At 45.6% G+C, this 4,383-nt stretch carries 5 protein-coding genes; all 5 read left to right on the forward strand.

All coding sequences use genetic code 11. The features are described 5' to 3' along the window. The first annotated feature begins 46 nt into the window (after positions 1–46). The 5 genes from NYE56_RS08715 to NYE56_RS08735 are packed head-to-tail and all read left to right on the forward strand — an operon-like array spanning position 47 to position 4,339. A complete protein-coding gene (locus NYE56_RS08715; RefSeq protein WP_003231809.1) occupies positions 47–295 on the forward strand; it encodes an acyl carrier protein in 249 nt (82 codons plus the stop codon). Then, entirely contained in the window at positions 273–1,520 is a 1,248-nt protein-coding gene (gene pksF / locus NYE56_RS08720; protein ID WP_341283720.1) for a polyketide biosynthesis malonyl-ACP decarboxylase PksF, read from the forward strand. Before NYE56_RS08715 ends, pksF begins: the two co-directional genes overlap by 23 nt. Further along, a complete protein-coding gene (gene pksG / locus NYE56_RS08725; RefSeq protein ID WP_341283721.1) occupies positions 1,521–2,783 on the forward strand; it encodes a polyketide biosynthesis 3-hydroxy-3-methylglutaryl-ACP synthase PksG in 1,263 nt (420 codons plus the stop codon). It begins immediately after the preceding gene. Further along, positions 2,771–3,550 carry an enoyl-CoA hydratase/isomerase gene (locus NYE56_RS08730; protein WP_341283722.1) on the forward strand — a complete coding sequence of 260 codons (780 nt, stop codon included), beginning with the start codon at positions 2,771–2,773 and terminating at the stop codon, positions 3,548–3,550. Before pksG ends, NYE56_RS08730 begins: the two co-directional genes overlap by 13 nt. Before the next feature lie 39 nt (positions 3,551–3,589). Next, a complete protein-coding gene (locus tag NYE56_RS08735; RefSeq protein WP_015715915.1) occupies positions 3,590–4,339 on the forward strand; it encodes a polyketide synthase in 750 nt (249 codons plus the stop codon). Positions 4,340–4,383 lie beyond the last annotated feature (44 nt).

Genomic DNA, 4,383 nt, shown 5'->3' on the forward strand with positions numbered 1-4,383 from the left:
CCTATAAAAATCATTAAAATAATCCCTTTGAAGGAGAGAGCGTATTATGGATAAACAGAGAATCTTTGAAGTACTAATCACCAATATTTGCGAGGTGCTTCCTGAATTAGACGGACACAGATTTGAGCCTGAAGATCAGTTAGTTGAGCTAGGAGCTGACTCTGTAGACAGAGCTGAAATTATCACGATGGTGCTAGAGGATTTATCGTTAAAAATCCCTCGTATTGAACTATCCGGGGTGAAAAACATCGGTGAATTAGCTGAGGTGCTTTATGACAAAGTACAATCTGCCTGAGGTGGTGGTGACCGGTGTAGGCGTCACGGCCTCTATCGGTCAAGGGAAAGAGGACTTTGCTTCCTCGCTCTTGTCCGGCAGACATGCCTTTGATGTCATGAAGCGTTCAGGCAGACAAAAAGACAGCCGGTTTATCGGAGCCGAAATTGCGTCATTGTCTTATCCTGACCGACTCTCTAAAAAAATGTTGCGAAAAGCATCATTCTCCAGCCGCGCTGCATTGGTAACTCTCACAGAGGCTTGGGAGGAGGCTGAATTGGACGATGCAGATTCCTCACGTATCGGACTGGTTGTTGGCGGGTCAAATTTTCAACAGAGAGAAAACTTTGAAGTTTATGAAAGGTATCAAGACCGCTCCGGTTTTATTTCTCCGGCGTATGGCCTGTCTTTCATGGACAGCGATCTTTGCGGGATATGTACAGATCAGTTTGGCATCACGGGATTAGCATATACGGTGGGAGGAGCCTCGGCCAGCGGCCAGTTAGCAGTCATTCATGCGATTCAGCAAGTCCTGTCAGGCGAAGTTGATACTTGCATAGCACTTGGTGCTTTAATGGATCTTTCTTATATGGAATGCGAGGCGCTAAGGGCTTTAGGCGCTATGGGGACGGACAAATATGCTGATGAACCTGAAAAAGCGTGCCGTCCCTTCGATCAAAACAGAGACGGGTTTATCTATGGAGAATCGTGCGGTGCATTGGTAATAGAACGAAAGGAGACGGCTTTACGAAGAGGTCTTAAACCTTATGCAGCATTGTCTGGCTGGTCAATCAAACTGGACGGAAACCGGAATCCTGATCCTTCATTAGAAGGAGAGATTCATGTCATCCAGAAGGCACTGGAGCGTGCCAGGCTTTTACCAGAAGATATTGATTATATTAACCCTCATGGAACAGGCTCTTTTATTGGAGATGAAATAGAATTAAAGGCGCTCCGTGCATGCCGGCTTTCCCATGCTTATATCAATGCAACAAAATCGATAACCGGACACGGGCTTAGTGCGGCGGGCATCGTAGAGATTATTTCTGTTTTGCTGCAAATGAAAAAATCTGCCCTGCATCCGAGCCGGAATTTGGATCATCCAATCGATGATTCCTTTCATTGGGTAAATGAGAAATCGATTTCATACCGCATCAAAAATGCGCTGAGCTTAAGCATGGGGTTTGGCGGAATGAACACCGCGGTTTGTATACAAAACATTGAGAAATGTGGAGGCGAATCATAAATGGTTTCAGCCGGAATAGAAGCGATGAATGTCTTTGGCGGAACGGCATACCTTGATGTCATGGAGCTGGCCAAATACAGACACTTAGATACTGTGAGATTTCAAAACTTATTAATGAAAGAAAAAGCGGTAGCACTGCCTTATGAAGATCCCGTGACCTTCGGAGTCAATGCAGCTAAGCCGATTATTGATGCTTTATCTGAAGCAGAGAAGGACCGGATTGAATTGCTGATCACTTGCTCTGAATCCGGGATCGACTTTGGGAAATCGTTAAGTACATATATCCATGAATATTTAGGTCTCAACCGCAACTGCCGTTTGTTTGAGGTTAAACAGGCGTGTTATTCAGGGACAGCGGGATTTCAGATGGCGGTGAATTTTATATTATCCCAGACTTCTCCGGGTGCCAAAGCACTGGTTATCGCCAGTGATATTTCACGTTTTTTAATCGCTGAGGGCGGAGACGCTTTAAGCGAAGATTGGTCTTATGCGGAACCGAGCGCCGGAGCGGGAGCGGTGGCCGTTTTAGTTGGCGAAAATCCCGAGGTGTTTCAAATAGATCCCGGAGCAAATGGTTATTACGGCTATGAAGTGATGGACACGTGCCGCCCCATTCCCGACAGTGAAGCGGGAGATTCTGATCTGTCTTTAATGTCATATTTGGATTGCTGCGAACAGACTTTTCTGGAATATCAAAAGCGTGTACCGGGTGCCAATTATCAGGACACGTTTCAATATCTTGCTTACCATACGCCCTTTGGCGGGATGGTGAAAGGTGCGCACCGGACAATGATGCGTAAGGTGGCGAAGGTGAAAACATCCGGGATTGAGCCGGATTTTTTAACTCGGGTAAAACCAGGTTTAAACTACTGTCAACGGGTTGGAAATATTATGGGGGCAGCTTTGTTTCTGGCATTGGCCAGCACGATAGACCAAGGGAGATTTGATTCGCCTAAACGAATTGGCTGTTTTTCCTACGGATCCGGCTGCTGTTCTGAATTTTACAGCGGAATTACAACTCCGCAAGGCCAGGAGCGTCAGCGAACATTTGGTATTGAGAAGCATTTGGACCGCCGGTATCAGCTCTCCATGGAAGAGTATGAGCTGCTGTTTAAGGGGAGCGGGATGGTGCGGTTTGGGACGCGCAATGTAAAGCTGGACTTTGAGATGATACCGGGCATCATGCAGTCCACTCAAGAGAAGCCGCGCTTGTTTTTAGAAGAAATTTCTGAGTTTCATCGGAAGTACAGGTGGGTCTCGTGACCTATCAAACGATAAAGGTCCGCTTTCAAGCGTCGGTTTGCTATATTACCTTTCACCGTCCTGAAGCGAATAATACGATTAATGACACGCTGATAGAAGAATGCTTGCAAGTGTTAAACCAATGTGAAACATCAACGGTGACGGTTGTCGTTTTAGAGGGGCTTCCCGAGGTGTTTTGTTTCGGAGCTGATTTTCAAGAAATCTATCAGGAAATGAAAAGGGGCAGAAAACAGGCAAGCTCCCAAGAGACTCTCTATGATTTGTGGCTGAAATTACAGACCGGCCCTTATGTCACGATTTCGCATGTCAGGGGAAAAGTGAATGCCGGCGGTCTTGGATTTGTATCTGCCACAGATATTGCCATTGCTGATCAGACGGCGTCATTCAGTCTCTCTGAGCTGCTATTCGGCCTGTATCCTGCTTGTGTTTTACCGTTTCTGATCCGCCGTATCGGCCGACAGAAAGCGCATTATATGACGCTTATGACAAAGCCGATTTCCGTTCAGGAAGCCAGTGAATGGGGGTTAATAGATGCTTTTGATGCTGAAAGTGACGTGCTGCTGAGAAAGCATTTATTGCGTTTGCGGAGGCTGAATAAAAAAGGAATCGCACATTATAAACAGTTTATGAGCTCACTTGATCATCAAGTCAGTCGTGCGAAAGCCACCGCTTTAACTGCAAATCAAAACATGTTTTCTGATCCTCAAAACCAAATGGGAATCATCAGGTATGTTGAAACAGGACAATTCCCATGGGAGGATCAGTAACCGTTTAAAAATGACAATCAGAACCGTTAGGAGGACATCATGACGCATTCTGTTGTAGAGCTTATCGAAATTGAATCCGCCATTATTCAGGTAAAGATGCAAGATCGCACTCATAAAAACGCGTTTTCACAAGAACTTACAGACGGTTTAATTCAAGCGTTTGAATACATACGGCAGAACCCAAAATACAAAGCGGTCATTTTGACAGGATATGATAATTATTTTGCTTCAGGAGGAACGCAAGAAGGACTGCTTCGAATTCAACAGGGATTGACCAAGTTCACAGATGACAATCTTTATTCTCTGGCGCTGGATTGCGAGATTCCAGTTATTGCGGCAATGCAGGGCCATGGAATTGGAGGCGGCTTTGTCATGGGGCTCTTTGCTGACATAGTCATTCTGAGCAGGGAAAGCGTGTATACGGCTAATTTTATGAAATACGGATTTACTCCTGGAATGGGCGCTACCTTTATCGTTCCTAAAAAACTGGGTTTCAGCCTGGCCCAGGAAATATTATTGAATGCGGGCAGCTACCGCGGAGCTGATCTTGAAAAAAGAGGGGTTCCCTTTAAGGTGCTGCCCCGTGCAGAAGTGTTAGATTATGCAGTGGAGCTGGCGCAAGAATTGGCGGAAAAGCCGAGAAACTCGCTGGTTACACTGAAAGATCATTTGGTTGCCCCGCTTCGCGATCAGCTGCCGCGCGTCATTGAACAGGAACTGATGATGCATGAGAAAACATTTCATCATGAAGAAGTCAAAAGTAGAATCAAAGGTTTATATGGTAATTAACTGAAAATATATATAAATTTTGCAGGTGAAATGGAGGCAGCGTG

This window comes from Bacillus sp. FSL R5-0603 (genome assembly GCF_038050295.1).
GTDB lineage: Bacteria > Bacillota > Bacilli > Bacillales > Bacillaceae > Bacillus > Bacillus subtilis.